This window comes from Achromobacter insolitus (assembly GCF_002209555.1).
Taxonomy (GTDB): Bacteria; Pseudomonadota; Gammaproteobacteria; order Burkholderiales; family Burkholderiaceae_B; genus Achromobacter; species Achromobacter insolitus.
Genome location: NZ_NJIF01000002.1, coordinates 943,750 through 961,035, shown reverse-complemented (window position 1 = coordinate 961,035; position 17,286 = coordinate 943,750). Strand labels below are relative to the sequence as shown.

13 protein-coding genes are annotated in these 17,286 nt (G+C 64.9%); 7 read left to right on the top strand and 6 right to left on the bottom strand.

Translation table 11 applies throughout. The annotated features are described in order from the left end of the window. The first annotated feature begins 94 nt into the window (after positions 1–94). Positions 95–2,161, top strand: coding sequence for a methionine--tRNA ligase (gene metG, locus CEY08_RS09840; protein ID WP_076815541.1), 2,067 nt, complete (start codon positions 95–97; stop codon positions 2,159–2,161). A 66-nt stretch (positions 2,162–2,227) separates the two neighbouring features. Here metG and CEY08_RS09835 read toward each other — a convergent pair whose 3' ends face one another. From CEY08_RS09835 to CEY08_RS09825, 3 genes are all read right to left on the bottom strand, one after another. Continuing rightward, positions 2,228–2,965: a sulfurtransferase gene (locus CEY08_RS09835; RefSeq protein WP_063642864.1), complete on the bottom strand. Its 738-nt coding sequence runs from the start codon at positions 2,963–2,965 to the stop codon at positions 2,228–2,230. A gap of 85 nt (positions 2,966–3,050) precedes the next feature. Continuing rightward, entirely contained in the window at positions 3,051–3,848 is a 798-nt protein-coding gene (locus CEY08_RS09830) for an META and DUF4377 domain-containing protein (RefSeq protein ID WP_076815543.1), read from the bottom strand. Between the two features lie 130 nt (positions 3,849–3,978). Beyond that, positions 3,979–4,509: an META domain-containing protein gene (locus CEY08_RS09825; RefSeq protein WP_076815594.1), complete on the bottom strand. Its 531-nt coding sequence runs from the start codon at positions 4,507–4,509 to the stop codon at positions 3,979–3,981. Between the two features lie 303 nt (positions 4,510–4,812). Between CEY08_RS09825 and CEY08_RS09820 the strand changes: the two genes are divergently transcribed. After that, positions 4,813–5,961: an acyltransferase family protein gene (locus CEY08_RS09820; protein ID WP_042795194.1), complete on the top strand. Its 1,149-nt coding sequence runs from the start codon at positions 4,813–4,815 to the stop codon at positions 5,959–5,961. On the opposite strand, the gene CEY08_RS09815 is transcribed toward CEY08_RS09820, so the two are convergent. Then, on the bottom strand, positions 5,942–6,337 hold the full coding sequence (locus tag CEY08_RS09815; RefSeq protein ID WP_082884769.1) for a helix-turn-helix domain-containing protein: 396 nt from the start codon (positions 6,335–6,337) through the stop codon (positions 5,942–5,944). The genes CEY08_RS09820 and CEY08_RS09815 overlap by 20 nt on opposite strands. A 663-nt stretch (positions 6,338–7,000) precedes the next feature. On the opposite strand from CEY08_RS09815, the gene CEY08_RS09805 reads away from it, so the two are divergent. Next, on the top strand, positions 7,001–7,816 hold the full coding sequence (locus CEY08_RS09805) for a response regulator transcription factor (protein WP_063959985.1): 816 nt from the start codon (positions 7,001–7,003) through the stop codon (positions 7,814–7,816). Positions 7,817–8,257: 441 nt separating this feature from the next. Next, positions 8,258–9,469, top strand: coding sequence for a voltage-gated potassium channel protein (gene kch, locus CEY08_RS09800; RefSeq protein WP_076815598.1), 1,212 nt, complete (start codon positions 8,258–8,260; stop codon positions 9,467–9,469). Between the two features lie 3 nt (positions 9,470–9,472). Here the strand turns inward: kch and CEY08_RS09795 are convergent, their stop codons facing one another. Both CEY08_RS09795 and CEY08_RS09790 read right to left on the bottom strand, forming a co-directional pair. Next, positions 9,473–11,056, bottom strand: coding sequence for an EAL domain-containing protein (locus tag CEY08_RS09795; RefSeq protein WP_063642871.1), 1,584 nt, complete (start codon positions 11,054–11,056; stop codon positions 9,473–9,475). 96 nt (positions 11,057–11,152) lie between these two features. Next, entirely contained in the window at positions 11,153–11,770 is a 618-nt protein-coding gene (locus CEY08_RS09790; protein WP_063959986.1) for a TetR/AcrR family transcriptional regulator, read from the bottom strand. Between the two features lie 197 nt (positions 11,771–11,967). Here CEY08_RS09790 and CEY08_RS09785 point away from each other — a divergent pair, with 197 nt between their 5' ends. The 3 genes from CEY08_RS09785 to rbbA are packed head-to-tail and all read left to right on the top strand — an operon-like array spanning position 11,968 to position 17,285. Further along, a complete protein-coding gene (locus tag CEY08_RS09785; protein WP_076815600.1) occupies positions 11,968–13,452 on the top strand; it encodes an efflux transporter outer membrane subunit in 1,485 nt (494 codons plus the stop codon). 21 nt (positions 13,453–13,473) lie between these two features. Further along, positions 13,474–14,541, top strand: coding sequence for an HlyD family secretion protein (locus CEY08_RS09780; protein WP_076815602.1), 1,068 nt, complete (start codon positions 13,474–13,476; stop codon positions 14,539–14,541). Further along, positions 14,541–17,285, top strand: coding sequence for a ribosome-associated ATPase/putative transporter RbbA (rbbA, locus tag CEY08_RS09775; RefSeq protein WP_076815604.1), 2,745 nt, complete (start codon positions 14,541–14,543; stop codon positions 17,283–17,285). Before CEY08_RS09780 ends, rbbA begins: the two co-directional genes overlap by 1 nt. The last annotated feature ends 1 nt before the right edge of the window (position 17,286 follow it).

The following is a 17,286-nucleotide window of genomic DNA, read 5'->3' as shown; positions in this document are numbered from 1 at the left end:
TTGAGCCATAGCAGGCCCCGGCCGGGCAAGTCCCTGCCGTTGCCCTAAAATGGCCGGCTTACCCCCCTTTTTCCCTCAACCTCCAAAGACAACCATGTCTCGCACCCTCTTTGTCACCACTGCGCTGCCCTACGCCAACGGATCTTTCCACATCGGCCACATCATGGAGTACATCCAGGCTGATATCTGGGTTCGTTCGATGCGAATGGCGGGCCACACGGTGCACTTCGTGGGTGCGGACGACGCGCACGGCGCGCCCATCATGCTGAAGGCGGAAAAGGAAGGCATCACGCCGCAGGCCCTGGTGGCCCGCTACGCCGCCGAACGCCCTCAGTACCTGAACGGCTTCCACATCCGCTTCGACCACTGGCATTCCACCGATTCGGCCGAGAACGTCGCGCTGTCGCAAGACATCTACCGCGCGCTGAAGGCCCAGGACCTGATCGAAACCCGCTCCATCGAGCAGTTCTACGATCCGGTCAAGGGCATGTTCCTGGCAGATCGCTACATCAAGGGCGAATGCCCCAAGTGCCATGCCAAGGACCAATACGGCGACTCCTGCGAGGTCTGTGGCGCGGTCTACGCGCCCACTGAGCTGATCAATCCGTATTCGGCCCTGACCGGCGCCACGCCAGTGCTGAAGTCCTCGGACCACTTCTTCTTCAAGCTGTCCGATCCGCGCTGCGTGGAATTCCTGCAGCAATGGACCACCGGCAGCAACGCAGCCGGCGGCAAGCACCTGCAACCCGAAATGCTGGCCAAGACGCGCGAATGGCTGGGCGCGGACGATGGCGAAGCCAAGCTGGGCGACTGGGACATCTCGCGCGACGCCCCCTACTTCGGCATCGAGATCCCGGACGCGCCGGGCAAGTATTTCTACGTCTGGCTGGACGCCCCCGTGGGCTACCTGGCGTCGCTGAAGTCGTATTGCGCGGTCAAGGGCATGGATTTCGACAAACTGCTCGATCCCGCCGGCCCCACGGAACAGGTCCACTTCATCGGCAAGGACATCGTGTACTTCCACGCGCTGTTCTGGCCCGCGATGCTGCAGTTCGCCGGACGCAAGACGCCTGACGCGGTGAACGTGCACGGCTTCATCACCGTCAGCGGCGAAAAGATGTCCAAGAGCCGCGGCACGGGCATTTCGCCGCTGCGCTACCTGGAACTCGGCATGAATGCCGAATGGATGCGCTACTACATCGCCGCCAAGCTGAACGCGCGGGTCGAAGACATGGACTTCAATCCCGAGGACTTCATCGCGCGCGTCAACAGCGACCTGATCGGCAAGTACGTCAACATCGCCAGCCGCGCCGCCAGCTTCATCACCAAGCATTTCGATGGCGTCCTGGGCTATTCGGGCGACACCTCGGCGCTGGCCGCGGAGTACGCCGAACAGGCTGAGTCCATCCGCGCCGCGTTCGAGGCGCGCGAGTACAACCGCGCCATCCGCGAAATCATGGCCTACGCCGACCGCATCAACCAGGCGTTCGATACGGCCCAGCCGTGGGTACTGGCCAAGGGTATCGCCACGGCCGACGAGGCACAAAAGGCAGCCCTGCAGGACATCTGCTCGCGCTCGCTGGCGGGCTTCAAGGCGTTGTCCGTAATGCTGGCGCCGGTATTGCCCGCGCTGGCCGAACGCGTGGCCCTGGAACTGTTCGGCGCCCAGGCGCCCTTCAGTTGGGCAGATGCCTCGGTGCTGCCGCAACGCGTGGCGCCGTTCAAGCACCTGATGCAGCGTGTCGAACCGCAAATGCTGGAAGACCTGTTCGAACCGCCCGCAGCCCCCGTCGTGGTTCCCGGCGGCGAGCCCATTGCCGACACCATCTCCATCGATGATTTCGCACGCGTCGACCTGCGCATCGCCCAGATCGTCAACTGCGAACACGTGGAAGGCTCGACGAAGCTGCTGCGCCTGACCCTGGACGCGGGCGAAGGCCGCCACCGCAACGTGTTCTCGGGCATCAAGTCGGCCTACAAGCCGGAAGACCTGATCGGCAAGCTGACAGTCCTGGTGGCCAACCTGGCGCCTCGCAAGATGAAGTTCGGCGTCTCGGAAGGTATGGTGCTGGCGGCCAGCCACGCGGATGAGGCGGTCGACGCCGGCATCTACGTGCTGGAACCGTTCCCCGGCGCCAAGCCCGGCATGCGCGTGCGCTGATCCCGCAAAGCCCGCGAAATGCAAAGAGCCCGCCTATAGCGGGCTCTTTTTCATTGATGTCCTGGCTTATGCCTTGCTGGGCGCCAGCGCCGGATCCAGCGAGATGCGCTCGTCAAAGACGAAGCACTTGCCGTCGTAACCCGGACCGCCGGTTTCCTCGAAATACTTGAGGATGCCGCCATCGAGCTGGAAGACGTTTTCGATGCCGGCTTCGTTCATATAGATGGCGGCCTTTTCGCAGCGGATGCCGCCGGTGCAAAAGCTCACGACGGTCTTGCCCTCGAGTTCGGCCCGGTGCGCCTGCACTGCTGCGGGAAACTGCGTAAAGCGTTCAATGCGCCAGTCGATGGCGTTCTTGAAAGTGCCCTCATCGACCTCGAAGGCATTGCGCGTGTCCAGCATGACCACGGGCCGCCCTGCATCGTCCGCCCCCTGCTCCAGCCAGCGCGCCAGCGTGCGCGCGTCCACGCCTGGCGCACGGCCCGCCTCCGGGCGGATCGCAGGGTGATTCATGCGGATGATCTCGCGCTTGATCTTGACCAGCAGCTTGCGGAACGGCACCGTCGCGCTGTGGCTGAACTTCACTTCCAGGTCCGCGAAGCGCGGATCCGCGCGCAGCGTGCGCAGGAAGGCGTCGATGCCATCAGCCGAACCTGCCAGGAACAGGTTGATGCCCTCTTCAGCCAACAGGATGGTGCCCTTGAGTCCGGCCAGGCCAGCCTCGTCCAGGAGGCGGGCGCGCAACTCCGGCAAGGAATCCAGCGAAACGAATTTGTAGGCGGCGATATTGACGACGGAAGTCATGGAAAAGCGGAAAAAAGCGGGCGGCGAAAGGCGTAATAGTAATCGCTGGGCGGTTTTCCCCGCCTGCCGCCCGGCTTGATCCCGCTCAACGATTGACGATTTCCTGCTCGACCACCGCGTCCAGCACCCAGTTCAGGGTGGAAGCGTCGGCGGGCGGATTCGGGTTGCTGACTTCGACCACGCGCAGGCGGTAACGGACGCCCGGCTGGAAATTGAAGCCCGTGATTTCGCCGTACCAAAGCTGCCACGGCTGCGCCGCGCTATCACGCACCTGGTAGCACATGGAGCGGCCCGCGCCCGAGCTGCAGGGAACGCGTTCCGAGTTCACGTAGACCAGTTTGGTGGGCCCTTGCTGACCGCCGGCGATGGGGTCGGCGCGGCGGCCAAAGTCCAGCCTGTCGCCCGAGCTGAGCACCCATGTCATGCGCTGGGGATTGTTGGCGCTGTCCACGGAGGAGGCAGTAATGCTGGTCAGCGCGGCCAGGAAGTCCTGCTCGAGTTTCATGTTCTGCGGCGCGCAGGCCATCATCGTCGACAGCGGGCGCCCCTGCACGATCAACAGGCCATTGGCGACGGTATAGGAACCGTTGTACTGGTTGCAGCCGGAAAACCCAGAGATGCGCGGCGAGCCTCGATCATGGACGAAGCTGGCCGTGAGCGGACGCGAATTGGACGACGGGTGTGGAATCTGCCGCAGGGCTCCGCCGGGCAAGGTCCAGCGCGCCAGATCCCAACTGGTCTGCGCCAACATGTCGGACGCCGAAGCCGGCTGAAAGCGCGGGTCCTGCCCATCCGCGGCGCGCTGGGGCGGCGAAGAGCAAGCGGCCAGTCCGATGGGCAACAGGCAAGGCGCCAGCCAGCGCAGGGATGCGGAAAAGGGCATGAGAGTCTCCCGAAAAAACGTGGAATGCCACGCCCGCGCATGGCGGCGGGCCGGACCGCGCCATTGTAGGCCGGGCCCGGCACCGTTTTTCATGACTTGACACGCTTGGACAGGCGTCAAGCCCTACGGATCAAGGAGTAGGAGGGTCCTGGCGCCGCTCGAATTCCAACACGTCGCCGCCGCGCAGATTGAAGGTCAGGTGCCGCGGCGCTCCGCCGTTATCCAGCGAGAAAGTGTCGATCGACGCCAGGCCGCGCAGATAATCCGCTTCCAGGCGGGCACGCTCCGGCGCCGGGCAGGCCATGCGCGTGGCGGCCGGCGCGTCGATGTAAAGCTTGCCGCTGTCGAGCTTGTAGGTGCCCATGTAGCGGTTGCATCCGGAAAAACCATTGACGCGGTACTGCTTGCCTTGCGCCAGGAACGTCAGGCGCACAGGCTCGCCGTTGTCGCCATGCGGGATGTCGCGCAGCGCGCCGCCCGCTTGCGTCCAGCGCACCAGTTCCCAGCTGGTCTGAGCCAGCGAATCCGCGCTGCTGGCAGCGTTGGCCGCGGCGGCGCCTTGCGGACGCGCGCCACCCGTGGATCCGGCGCAACCGGCCAGGGCCGCGGCAAGCAGAGCCAGGCCAAACAAACGGCTACGCGTGGACAAGAGCTTAGGCATGTACGGAACTCCATCAATTTCCATACCCCGACTGTAACCGGCCTTGCGGCCGCGCATGCATGTCCTAAGCCCATAAGCGGTATCCAAAAGCAGCACGGCATGCGGCCGCCACGCTCCAATTGCATGGCCTTGCTGCATCGAAAGCCCCATGGCGGCGCTGCACGCCGACGCGCAGAATCAGTACAGATCGTCACCCTGGTCAAGCCGGCACGCGGGGCACGGGAACCGATTGCAACGACCGCAGGCGCAGGTGTCCGGCCCCCTCTGGGGCCAAGAAAAAGATCAATCCGGGGAGACACGGCGATGGGCTTTCTGAGAACGTTGTTGGCATTGTCGGTAGTGCTGGACCACTTGGGCGGGGGCAACACAGATCATCTGGTGGGAGGCCGCCTCGCGGTACAACTGTTCTACGTCATTTCGGGATTCCTGATTTCCTACGTGCTCACCGCCACCGATCACTACCAAGGCGCGGTGGGCAAGTTCTACGCGAACCGCTTCCTGCGCCTGTTTCCGATCTACCTGGCCGTTGCGGGGCTGACGCTTGCGGCCCACGTGATGAGCGGCGGCGCGTTCTTCCGCATCTACGACGCCCTGCCCTTCAGCGCCGAGCTGTTCCTGGTGCTTTCCAATATTTTCATCATGGGCCAGGACTGGCTCATGTTCTTCGGCATCGAGCATTCCGCGCTGAAGTTCACGGGCAGCTTCGCGCACAGCGAAGTACCGCTCTATGAGGGCTTGCTGGTGCCTCAGGCCTGGACGCTGGGCGTGGAAATGAGTTTCTACCTGGTTGCGCCCTTCATCCTCGGCTCACCGCGCAGGCTGCTCGCCTTGCTGGCCGCATCGCTGGCGCTGCGCGGCGTGTTGATCGCCAGCGGTGTCGGCTTGAGCGATCCATGGACCTACCGGTTCTTTCCGACGGAGCTGGCGCTGTTCCTGCTTGGTTCGCTGTCGCACCAGGTGCTGTTGCCGCGCTACAAGGCCTGGACGCAGCGCATCACGCGCCTGCCCGAGATCGGCACTGCGGTCCTCGCAGCGTACTGTGTGCTGCATTTCTCGATCGCCATGAACCACAACATACGCGACGGCCTGGCGGTGCTGCTGTTCGCGGCGCTGCTGCCGCTGGCCTTCCTGTTTCAGTCGCGCCACAGGCTGGACAAGGCGATCGGCGAATTGAGCTACCCGATCTATATCTGCCACTCGCTGGTGATCATGTTCTTCACGTGGATGCTTGAAGACGCGCACCTAGACCAGCCGCTGCTGTTCTCGGCCCTGGTTATCACGAGCACCATTGCGTTCTCGGCCCTGCTCAATAGTGTGATCGCCGATCCCGTGGAACGCCTGCGCAGCCGCCTGCGCACCGACGACGAGGCGCTGGCGCCCGCCGCCGACGCCCGGCGGCGTCCCGCCAGCGCGCCCGCGCAACCTCTGGGATCTATTCGCCGCGCGCCTTGATGTAGGCGGCCAGCACTTGTTCGATCTGCCGTTTTTCCTGCGAGCTCAGGCGGGCATAGGTGGCGTAGGAGACGGATTCGAAAGGCCAGGCGGCAGGCAGCCCCGCGTGCTCAGTCCCGGACTGGGCACCGTCGGGACCCGGATTCAGCATCGGCCCTTCGCCGGTGCTGAGCCACATGGGATTAACGCACAAGGCCCGGGTCAGCTTGATAAGCGCATCGCTCGACGGCCTGCGGCGCTGCCCGCTTTCGTAGTTGCCGATAGCGCTTTGCGACAGGTTGCTCGCGGCCGCCAAGTCCTTTTGAGTCCATCCCTGAAGCATTCTTGCGTTGCGCAGACGATGGCTAAACGTGTCCAATCGATCAACCCGAGACATTAATAAGAATTTATTTATTTGATTAAAACATCTCAAGACTGACGCCAAATAAACGGATTACGCCCACGATTGCCGGGCTAATCCTCAAATCGCGTCAACTGGCTGCCAACACATGCGCCGCATGTGGGAAAAGCTCGTGGCGCCGCGCTGCCACGCCACGGAAAAAATCATATCTATCATTGACTTGCATTTCCGCGCCAGCATTGCTGCGCGGCTGTCGGCGCGGGCGCCTGAACGCCCCCCGAGGTGAAAAACCTGCGCAAGTTTATGGCGTTTGAAGTATTCAAAATCGAAAATAATGTATCGGCGATACATAATGGTTCCACGGCGGAAACATCGAAACGGACAAGATTTCAAGTGTTTCCATGGCGCCCTGCCCAGGGTTTCTGTTACTGTCAGAAACTACAGAAACGTATCTTCACAAAAAAACACGCCCGTGTTCAAATGAAACACGGGCGTGACTTCCAAGCAGCATCGAAGCATGGGCGGCCATCGGCGAAGGCATGAACCAGGGGCACAACCCCCGGCCACGCGCCCATCCGAACAACACCGTCCGGCGCTCTCGCGTCATGGCGCGCAGCACGGGGAGAGGGGCATGACACGCAACGCCACGCCTAGGCATCAGGCACAGCGGCCATACCCTGCCCCCCATTGGAAGCATCAATGAACAACACGCTGGATGTCATTTTTCTGGTCCATGACGGCGCCAGGCACGCAGGACTCATCGAAGCCTTGTCGCACCTGGGCTTCAACGTCCGCCGCTGCCACGATCTGGCGGACGTCTATGACAGATACTCCCATCACCCCAGCCCGCTGGTAGTGCTGAAGGCGCCCTTGCCAGACATCCACAACGCCGCGGTCCGTCTGCGCGCGGTGGATCGCAGCCTGGGCATCGTCGCGATCGCCGCCTTCACCGATGCGGAAAGCCGCATCCGCACGCTGCTATGCGGCGCGGACGCGTGCCTGCCGCCGGATGTATCCGGACTGGAACTGGCGGCGGCGCTGCAGGCGCTGGTGCGACGCGCGGTAGGCCTGGATGGCACCGATGCGGCGTCCGACGGGCACTCCGCGGATGACCCCATGCATGAAACCTGGCGCCTGACGAACAAAGGCTGGACGCTCATCAGCCCTTCGGGCCGGACTCTCGGGCTGACCACAGGCGAACGCGACTTCCTGTCGCGGCTGGTGAACGCCCCCGACCGCAAGGTCAGCCGCGATGCCTTTTACGCGGACGGCTCGGACGAGGCCGATAGCGGCATCACGCGGCGTCGCTTCGTGGACGTCATGATCAGCCGCTTGCGGCGCAAGGCGGCGGCCAACCAGATGACGTTGCCGATCCGCGCCGTGCATGGCTGGGGCTACATGTTCGCAGCGGATATCACGCTGGACCTGGATTTTCGGGTAACGGGGGAAGAGAGCCGGCAGGAGGCCCAGGACGACTGGCGCCGCGAGACGGCGGACGCGAGCGCGTCCAATTGACGCCTGGCCCGCAACGGGCCCGGCAGCCGGACGAAAAAAACGCGGCGCTGCCTCGAAAGGTTAAGACGCCGCGCTAAAACAACACGTGAACCTGGAGTCATCAGCCGGCACTGATGCCTACTACCTGGATCACGCGATTCCAACATTCGTGCCTCATACTGCTCACGTACGGTCAGACCGTTGAACCCGAGCGGGGTCTCTAGTCCCTGCACAGGCTGCGACGTGATCAACGCCGAGCGATTCGTCCGCCAGGTAAAACAGCGGGCGTCCCGCCCTTATCAGCGGCGTTCCGTATGGATAGCCGCGTGATGCAAGAAGTTTAGGACCTCGGGCAGGAATGCAGTAATTCTTTGTTGATAGCCTTCCATACATAAATGGTATAGGGCGGCATGCCCCCTACAATGCCGGCAAAGGACTTGGGACGCGTTCCCGCCAAACCTCATGCCCACACTGCCCGTTCCCCTCGCGCGCCGACTCCGGAAGGTGCTGGCACTCTTTCCGCCCAACTGGTGCCTGGCCATCCTGGTGGCCCTGGACGGATATGCTTTCATGCACCCCGTGCTGCGCGAGGTCCGCGCGCGCGAATATGGTTTCTGGCTTGCCATCGACAACTGGCACGAGGTGATGCGCGTGGTCGGCCTGCTGGAAATACCGCGCCTGGTGCTGGGCGTGGGACTGCAGGTCATTGCGCTCGGGCTGATCCTCAAGGCCCGCATCGCGTGGGCGTTTTCGCTGGTGCTGCTTATCGGTGTCGGCACATTCGCCATCATGGGCGACAGCGGCCGCGCCGGCCTGGGGATCTATACGCTGGTTCTCGTCATCGCGCTGATCGCCTATTGGCGCCGCTTCGACCGCGCCAGCGTCACCGCGGGCTCCTTGTTCGCCCTGGTCAGCATGCTTTCCTTGCTGATCTATGCGGTCTTCGGCACGCTCTACCTGGGCAATGAATTCAACCCGCCCATCACGGATGCCACCACCGCGCTGTACTTTTCCATCGTGTCCATGTCCACGGTGGGCTACGGTGACATCACCCCGCACACCGGGACCGCGCGGCTCTTCACCGCGTCGATTATCATTCTCGGCATCACTATCTTCGCCACCTCCATCAGCGCGATCGCCGGACCGGTGATCGGCGGCAATCTGAAACGGCTGGTCAAAGGCAGGTTCTCCACCGCCATGCGCAAAAATCACATCATCATCGCGGGCGCGACGCCCCTGGCCATGAGCGTCTACGACGGTTTGCGCCGGCGCGGCGACGAAGTCACCGTCATCGTGCCTGCCGGCGTGCCGCAGGAATATCCCGCAGCCACAGACTTGATCGAAGGCGACCCCTCCAGCGTGGAAGTGCTGCACAACGCGGGCGTGACGCGCGCCCGTTATGTGCTGGCGCTGCGCGATGACGACGCGGAAAACGCGTTCATCGTGCTGGCCGCGAAGGAAGCGGCCGGAGAAGACGGCGCCAAGACTGTCGCGCTCGTCAACACCAGCAAGCACCTGGAGAAGATCCGCCGGGTCAATCCCGACCTGGTGTTCTCGGTGCAGCTGCTGGGCGCCGAATTGCTGGCCCGCGCCATCAACGGCGAACCCATGGACAGCCAGAGCATCACCGATCTGTTCTTCGCCAAGGCCACCCCGAGCGGAAAAAACGCCTGAAGACTAAGCCGCGGCGCCCGGTTGCTCATGGCCGGCGTACCAGCGCACGAACTCGGCAGACGGCATGGGCCGCGCGAACAGATAGCCCTGGATGAACGCCACGCCGCGCGCCTTGAGGTAGTCGAACTGATACGGCGTTTCCACGCCCTCCGCCACCACCGCCAGTCCCAGGCGGTGCGACAGCGTAATAATGGCGTCCAGCACCGGCGCCTCTTCGCCCGCAGGCCCGATGGCCTGGACGAAACCCTGATCGACTTTCAGGTAATCCACCGGGAACTTCTGCAGATACGACAGCGAACAATGGCCCGTGCCGAAGTCATCGATGGCCACGCGCACGCCCTGGGCGCGCAAGGCGTCGATATTGCGACGCGCCTGGCCATTGTCCGTGATCAGGCTGCGCTCGGTTATTTCCAGCACCACCAGCGGCCGCCTGGCCGCGACCTTGACAGCAAAGGCCTGCACATCGGACAGCAGTTCCACGCTGGACAGATGCTCGGCCGCGATGTTCACGCCGATATGAAAATCCGGCGGCGTGGGCCAGGCGCGCATGTCGCGTTCGATCAACGCCAGCAGATGCTGGGTCAGGGGAATGATCATGCCCTCGGCCTCGGCCGCGGCAATGAAGACGTCCGGGCGCACCGGCCCGATACCTGGCCGCTCCCAGCGCATGAGCGCCTCCACGCCCTCGCAACGGCCCGTGGCCTGCCCATATACGGGTTGGTAGTGCACCAGGAACTCGTCCGCGAGGATGGCGCGACGCAACTGCTCCTTGAATGATCGCCTGCTGACCTGCAAACGATGCGTGCCCACGGCCAGCCCGAACCCGAGCAGCAGGGCGACCGGCAGATACGTCGCCATGGACCGCGACCACGCGAGCACCAGGATCTCCGGCGGAGCCAGGACATTGACCCTGATCCCTCCCGCCCCGGCCTGGTCCGTTTTCTCGTGTCGCAACGGGACGGCGCGCGCTGCCGAGCCGCCCCACGAGTCGCTGCGGATAGGCGCGCCGTTCCTGCCCACGACCAATTCCAGCTGCAGGTCGTCCATGGTGGCAACGGCATTCAACAGGTCCTGCACATAACGGCCGTCCACCACAATGATGCCGCCGCGGCCGTCAGCACCGGACTTGCCCATCAGGATGGCCGGGCGCTCCGGCGCCAGGGACGTGCCGGCCACTGAGATCTCCCAGTACTCCGAGACGACATTGAGTTTCCATTTGCTGAAATCGTCGAGCGAGGCATCCACCGGCCCCACGGCCGATGAACAATAGACGCGCTTGTCGCGGACCAGGACCAGTGAGCGGAAATACGGGTTCAGCGTGCCCCAGCGCTGCAACGCCGGCAGCACCTCGGCGCACGGCTTGCCAGCAAGCTCCGCAACCCGCCCCAGCATGTCCCGCGATTGTGAAAGAATGTTCTGGGTCTGGGCGCGCACGATGCGCGCGGCCGTTTCACCGGCGAGCCGCTGCTCGTTGTGAGCCTGAAGCCAGGTCCAGCCCACACAGGCCAGGATGGGAATAACCAATGCCAGTGCCACTGGCAGATAACGCCAGGGCGATGCGCCGCTCGTCACTCCCGATGTCGCCATGTCACCTCGCCGTGTAGGTCGTGCATGGCCGCCACGCGACCAACCTGGATAGGACACCAAGGCGGGCGCAGCGTCAAGGAACTCTGCGCGCGTGCGTCACGCGGGCCCTGCGCGCAGCAGTTCGCAGATAAGCGCCACATGCGCCTGCCGCCGCTCGGGCAGATCAAGGCGTTCGCCTGGCCCCAGCAGCACGGACATGACCAGGGTATGGACGATGGGCGACAGCAGCAGCCAGGGGTGCTTGAGCGCCACGCAGTCGGCGCATAGGCCGCGAGCCCGCGCGCGCTCCAGAAGCCGCGCGATGTCGGCCTGATGCGCTTCGGCGGTCTCCTGCCGCCAGCGCGCGGCCAGATGGGGGACGCGGCCGCTTTCGGCCAGCAGCAGCCGCATGGTGCTGATCATGGCCGGATTGCCCAGGCTGACGTACAGATGGTTGACGATGCGCTCGGCCAGATGGCGCGGCGACTGCGCGCCATCCACCACGGCCTCGATATCGAGTCGCGAGGGACTCAGGTGGCGCGCCAGCAGGGCTTCGAAGACGGCTTCCTTGCTGTCGAAATGCGCATAGAGTCCGCCCTTGGACAGGCCTGCCCGCAGCGCGATGTCATCCATCCTGGCGCCGGCATAGCCCGCCTGCGAGAACTCCTGGAGCGCGGCGTCGAGGATCTGCCCGACGCGCACTGCCGGAGGAAGACGACGGCGCTGCATGACCATCCCTCTGCTCCTGTGCAATGGGTTTCATTAAAAACCGACCAGTCAGTCGTTACTTTGATCCTGGTCAAGGAATGCTCAGCCGCCGCGCCGCACAATACCTACAAGCATCAACCCGGTATCGGGTGCGCCCCGAAGGCGGCGCCACAAGCCTGCCTGCCCAGGGACGCACCCGGCCCCCCGCGCTGGAGAGACCCCGCATGACATGCCGCCCGTTTCCGGCCACGATCGCCACGCGTTTCGTACCCGCAGCCCTGCTTGCGCTGCTGGCCAGCGGCTGCGTTTCCATGGCGCCCGACTACCACCGCCCCGCCCTGCCCGTGCCGGCCGCCTACTCGGCCCCCAATCCTGAAGCCGCGGCAGCGGGAGCCGCGGCGGCAGCCGAAATCGGCTGGCGGACCTACTTCCCGGACCCGGTGCTGCAAACGCTGATATCCACGGCGCTGGACAACAACCGCGACCTGCGCCGCGCGCTGCTGCGCGTGGAGGAAGCCCGTGCGCTGTATGGCATCCAGCGCGCCGACCAGTTCCCCACCGTGGGCATACAGGCAGACGGTTCCCGCTCGCGCGTGCCGGGCGATCTGAACCTCACCGGGCAACCGCTGGTTTCCAGCCAGTATCAGGTCGGCCTGGGCATGGCCAGTTGGGAACTGGACTTCTGGGGCCGCGTGCGCAGCCTGAAAGACGCCGCGCTGCAGAACTACCTGGCTTCCGACGCAGCCGCCCGTGCCGCCACGCTGAGCCTGGTCGCGGAAGTGGCGGACAGCTATCTGTCCTTGCGGGAGCTGGACGAGCGCCTGGCGCTGACCCGCGAAACCATTGCTTCGCGCGAAGAGTCGTTGCGCATCTTCCGCCGCCGTTTCGAGGAAGGCGCGATCTCGAAACTGGATCTGACCCAGGTCGAAACGCTGTGGCAGCAAGCCAAGGCGCTGGGCGCGGATCTGGAACAGACCCGCGCCGCGCAGGCCAGTGCGCTGGAACTGCTGGTGGGAGCCCCGCTGGACCTGCCCAGGCTGCCCGCTCGCCTGGACGATGGCGCCGTCATGCGTGAACTGCCGGCTGGCCTGCCTTCGGACCTGCTGGTCAACCGCCCCGACATCGTCGCCGCCGAGCACCAGCTCAAGGCCGCCAACGCCAACATCGGCGCGGCTCGCGCTGCCTTTCTGCCCACCATCACCCTGACGGGTGCCTTCGGTACCGCCAGCAGTGAACTGGACGGCCTGTTCTCCGGCGCAAGCCGCGCCTGGAATTTCGCGCCCAGCATCAATCTGCCCATCTTCGACGCCGGCCGTCGCTCATCCAACCTGGAGCTGACCGAAGCGCGTCGCGACCAGGCGGTGGCTGCCTACGAAGAAACCATACAGACGGCGTTCAAGGACGTGTCCGATGCGCTGTCGGCCCGCTATTGGCTGGCCGAGCAGGTCGACGTGCTGCGCGCGACCATGGCGGCGCAGAGCGAACGCGCCCGCCTGGCGCAGCTGCGGTATGACCATGGCGCCTCGCCCTATCTGGAGGTGCTGGACGCGCAACGCGATCTGCTGGCGGCCCAGCAGAAACTCGCGCAGACACGTCGCGCGCTGCTGTCCAGCCGGGTCCGGCTGTATGCGGCGCTGGGCGGCGGAACGCAAGCTCCAGCCGCCGCCCAGACCGCGTCCGTCCCCATCCAGGGCGCCAGCCCCCGATAAACCAAGAACCAAGGATTCCCGATGTCCCTGCCCACCCGAAAACTGATCCCCGTCCTGATCGCCCTGGCGGTTGCCGCCGGCGGCTATTACGGCTGGCGGTTGCTGTCCGACAACGGCCCGGGCGTAGGGTTCGTCAGCGGCAATGGCCGCATCGAAGCCACCGAAATCGACGTGGCCGCCAAGCTGGCGGGACGCGTGCAGGAAGTGTTGGCGGTCGAAGGCGATTTCGTCGCCGCCGGCCAGCCGCTGGCACGCATGCAGATCGACACCTTGCAGGCGCAGCGCGAGGAAGCCCGCGCCCAGCACCAGCAAGCCGTCAATGGCGCAGCCAGCGCCAGCGCGCAGGTCGCGCAGCGCGAGAGCGATAAGCTGGCCGCCGAAGCCGTCGTGGTCCAGCGCGAAAGCGAACTGGACGCCGCGCGCCGCCGCCTGGCACGCTCGGAAACACTATCCAAGGAAGGCGCCTCGTCCATCCAGGAGCTGGACGACGACCGCGCCCGCGTGCGCAGCGCCCAGGCCTCGGTGCATGCCGCCCGCGCGCAGGTGAACGCCGCGCAGGCTGCCATCGACGCCGCCCGTGCCGCCGAGGTCGGCGCGCAATCCGCCGTCACTGCGGCGCTGGCCACCATCGCCCGCATCGAAGCCGACATCGCCGACAGCGAACTGCGCGCGCCGCGCGACGGCCGGGTGCAGTACCGCGTGGCGCAACCCGGCGAAGTGCTGGGGGCTGGCGGCAAGGTGCTGAACATGGTGGATCTGTCCGACGTCTACATGACGTTCTTCCTGCCCGAACAGGCGGCAGGCCGCGTGGCGCTGGGGCAGGACGTGCGCATCGTCCTGGATGCCGCGCCCCAATACGTCATCCCCGCCAAGGTGTCGTTCGTGGCCAGCACCGCGCAGTTCACGCCCAAGACCGTGGAAACGGCCAGCGAACGGCAGAAGCTGATGTTCCGCGTCAAGGCCCAGATCAGCCCCGAACTGCTGCAACGTCACTTGAAGCAGGTCAAGACAGGGCTGCCCGGCGTCGCCTGGCTGAAGCTCGATCCCGATGCGCAATGGCCCGCCAGCCTTGAAGTCAAGGTGCCCTGATGGCCTCCCCGGACACCGCGCCCGTGGTGACGCTGTCCGGCGTCAGCCTGCGCTATGGCAAGACCGTGGCGCTGAATGGCATCACGCTGGACATACCCGCCGGCCGCATGGTCGGGCTGATCGGCCCGGATGGCGTGGGCAAGTCCAGCCTGCTGGCCCTGATCGCGGGGTCGCGCGCGGTGCAGGAAGGCAAGGTGAACGTGCTGGACGGCGACATGGCCAGCCGCCGCCACCGCGACGCCGTCTGCCCACGCATCGCCTACATGCCCCAGGGCTTGGGCAAGAACCTCTATCCCACCCTCTCGGTCGAGGAAAACCTGCAGTTCTTCGGCCGCCTGTTCGGCCACGACGAAGCTGAACGCCGCCGTCGCATCGACAGCCTGACTCGCAGCACCGGTATGTCCGCCTTCCTATCGCGTCCCGCTGGCAAGCTGTCCGGCGGCATGAAGCAGAAGCTGGGGTTGTGCTGCGCGCTGATCCACGACCCCGATCTGCTGATCCTGGACGAGCCGACCACGGGCGTGGATCCGTTGGCGCGCGCGCAATTCTGGGACCTGATCAACGAGATCCGGCGGGAGCGCAGCGGCATGAGCGTGATCGTTGCTACCGCCTACATGGACGAGGCGCAACGCTTCGACTGGCTGATCGCCATGGACGAAGGCCGGGTACTGGCCACGGGCACGCCTGCCGAACTGGAGCAACGCACCGGCGCGGATTCGCTGGAAGCCGCCTTCATCGCGCTGTTGCCGGAAGAAAAGCGGCGTGGCCACAAGCCTGTGGAAATCGTGCCACTGGCGATCGACGAGGACGCCGAGGTCGCCATCGAAGCACGCGACCTGACCATGCGTTTCGGTGACTTCGTTGCGGTGGACCACGTCAACTTCCGCATCCGAAAAGGAGAGATATTCGGCTTCCTGGGATCCAACGGCTGCGGCAAGTCCACTACGATGAAAATGCTGACCGGGCTGCTGCCCGCCAGCGAAGGACAGGCGTGGCTCTTCGGCGCCGAAGTCGATCCCCGCAACATCGATACGCGCCGCCGCGTGGGCTATATGTCGCAGGCGTTCTCGCTGTATGGCGAATTGACGGTGAAACAGAACCTGGTGCTGCATGCGCGCCTGTTCCACGTTCCGGAGTCCGATATCCCGGCGCGCGTGGACGAGATGACGCAGCGCTTCGACCTGGGTGAAGTGCTGGATACCCTGCCCGAGAACCTGCCCATGGGCGTGCGCCAGCGACTATCTCTGGCCGTGGCCATGGTGCACAAGCCGGAACTGCTGATCCTGGACGAACCGACCTCGGGCGTGGACCCCGTGGCCCGCGACAATTTCTGGCGACTGCTGATCGCACTGGCGCGGCAGGACCAGGTCACCATCTTTATCTCCACGCATTTCATGAACGAAGCCCAGCGCTGCGACCGCATGTCGCTGATGCATGCGGGCAAGGTGCTGGTCAGCGCTTCGCCGGATGAGATCACCCGCATGCGCGGCGCTAAGACGCTGGAGGAAGCCTTCATCGCCTACCTGATCGACGCCGGCGCGGGCACCAAGCCGGAAGACACGGCAACCGACACGGCTCCGGCCCTGGCGTCCGCCTCCACTGAAGAGCCAGAACGCCGCGGTTTCAGCCTGCAGCGCATGCTGAGCTATATGTGGCGCGAATCGCTGGAGCTGCGTCGCGACCCGGTGCGCGCCACGCTGGCCCTGGCGGGATCTCTGCTGCTGATGTTCGTGATGGGCTTTGGCATCAGCATGGACGTCGAGGACCTGCGCTACGCGGTCATGGACCGCGACCAGACCGGCCTGAGCCAAAACTACAGCCTTAACCTGGCGGGCTCGCGCTATTTCATCGAACACCCACCGATTTCCAGCTACGAGGAAATGGATGCGCGCATGCGGAGCGGGGAATTGTCCTTGGCCATCGAAATACCACAGGGCTTTGCCCGCGATGCCGAGCGCGGCAACGGCGCCCAGATCGGCGTCTGGATCGACGGCGCCATGCCGCAACGCGCCGAGACCATCCGCGGCTACGTGCTGGGCATGCACCAGGGATGGCTGATGCAACAGGCGCGCGAGCGCCTGGGCACGGGCGCCACCCTGCCCGTCAGTATCGAAACTCGCTTCCGCTATAACCCGGACGTGCGCAGCCTGCCCGCCATGGTACCCGCCGTGATTCCGCTGTTGCTGCTGATGATGCCGGCGATGCTGACGGCGCTGGCGGTCGTGCGCGAGAAAGAGCTGGGCTCGATCATCAACCTGTATGTCACCCCCGTGACGCGGCTGGAGTTCCTGCTGGGCAAGCAGGCGCCCTACGTCGCGCTGGCCATGCTGAATTTCCTGCTGATGGCCCTGCTGGCCGTAACGCTGTTCGGCGTTCCCATAACCGGCAGCTTCCTGACGTTGCTGGCCGCCGCCCTGATCTACAACGTGGTGGCTACCGCCATCGGCCTGCTGGCCTCCACGTTTACTCGCAGCCAGATTGCGGCGCTGTTCTTCACCATGATAGGCACGCTGGTCCCCGCCGTGCAGTTTGCCGGCCTGCTCAACCCGGTCTCGTCGCTGGAAGGCGCCGGCCGCCTGATCGGGCAGATCTACCCGGCCACGCACATGCTGACGATCAGCCGCGGCGTCTTCAGCAAGGCCCTGGACTTCTCCAACCTGCAAAGCTCGTTCTGGCCTCTGCTGATCGCCATACCCGTCATCCTGGGCGCCTCGGCGCTGCTTCTCAAGAAGCAGGAGACCTGAG

Bases quoted from the DNA above. Each gene is read 5' to 3' on its own strand.
- metG (WP_076815541.1), top strand. From the start codon at position 95: ATGTCTCGCACCCTCTTTGTCACCACTGCGCTGCCCTACGCCAACGGA.
- CEY08_RS09835 (WP_063642864.1), bottom strand. From the start codon at position 2,965: ATGACTTCCGTCGTCAATATCGCCGCCTACAAATTCGTTTCGCTGGAT.
- CEY08_RS09830 (WP_076815543.1), bottom strand. From the start codon at position 3,848: ATGCCCTTTTCCGCATCCCTGCGCTGGCTGGCGCCTTGCCTGTTGCCC.
- CEY08_RS09825 (WP_076815594.1), bottom strand. From the start codon at position 4,509: ATGCCTAAGCTCTTGTCCACGCGTAGCCGTTTGTTTGGCCTGGCTCTG.
- CEY08_RS09820 (WP_042795194.1), top strand. From the start codon at position 4,813: ATGGGCTTTCTGAGAACGTTGTTGGCATTGTCGGTAGTGCTGGACCAC.
- CEY08_RS09815 (WP_082884769.1), bottom strand. From the start codon at position 6,337: ATGTCTCGGGTTGATCGATTGGACACGTTTAGCCATCGTCTGCGCAAC.
- CEY08_RS09805 (WP_063959985.1), top strand. From the start codon at position 7,001: ATGAACAACACGCTGGATGTCATTTTTCTGGTCCATGACGGCGCCAGG.
- kch (WP_076815598.1), top strand. From the start codon at position 8,258: ATGCCCACACTGCCCGTTCCCCTCGCGCGCCGACTCCGGAAGGTGCTG.
- CEY08_RS09795 (WP_063642871.1), bottom strand. From the start codon at position 11,056: ATGGCGACATCGGGAGTGACGAGCGGCGCATCGCCCTGGCGTTATCTG.
- CEY08_RS09790 (WP_063959986.1), bottom strand. From the start codon at position 11,770: ATGGTCATGCAGCGCCGTCGTCTTCCTCCGGCAGTGCGCGTCGGGCAG.
- CEY08_RS09785 (WP_076815600.1), top strand. From the start codon at position 11,968: ATGACATGCCGCCCGTTTCCGGCCACGATCGCCACGCGTTTCGTACCC.
- CEY08_RS09780 (WP_076815602.1), top strand. From the start codon at position 13,474: ATGTCCCTGCCCACCCGAAAACTGATCCCCGTCCTGATCGCCCTGGCG.
- rbbA (WP_076815604.1), top strand. From the start codon at position 14,541: ATGGCCTCCCCGGACACCGCGCCCGTGGTGACGCTGTCCGGCGTCAGC.